Below are 423 nucleotides of genomic sequence, written 5' to 3'. Positions count from 1 at the left end.
TCACACAGCTCGTTTATTTCTCTTAATCTACTTTGTGATAGTGTCTGTATTGATTTTATTATTTTTTTATTATTAAATTTCTTAACTAAATCCGGTATATCTGTAATGTAAACTTGAACTTTAACGCCCGTTGCCATAGACATTTTCTGTTTTTTTGGATCATCATCAACTACTAACACAGGTTCCATTCCCATATAAGGTGTATTTCTCATTTGACGTATAAGTAGTGAACCACCTCTACCGCCACCTACAATAAGTGTTGGTTTTTTCTTAACATCTTTATTGGTAAACGTTTTCCTATAAACTCTCCAAGACAGTCTAGAACCACCTATTAACAATAAATGCATCATCCAAGTTATAAAGTATAACCTTAAAAATGGCGGCTGATGTGTTAATAATGGTACGATAATTGCTGTCGCAACA

General features: G+C 32.9%; 1 protein-coding gene. It reads right to left on the bottom strand.

Annotated features, from left to right (window positions below):
• A partial coding sequence (locus tag ACF91D_RS32135) for a nucleoside-diphosphate sugar epimerase/dehydratase (RefSeq protein WP_392438761.1) occupies positions 1-423 on the bottom strand: 423 nt, incomplete at both ends.

The organism is Staphylococcus sp. 231237_7MaSpsaltlick (assembly GCF_043107035.1).
This window is presented reverse-complemented; position numbering and strand designations above follow the sequence as displayed.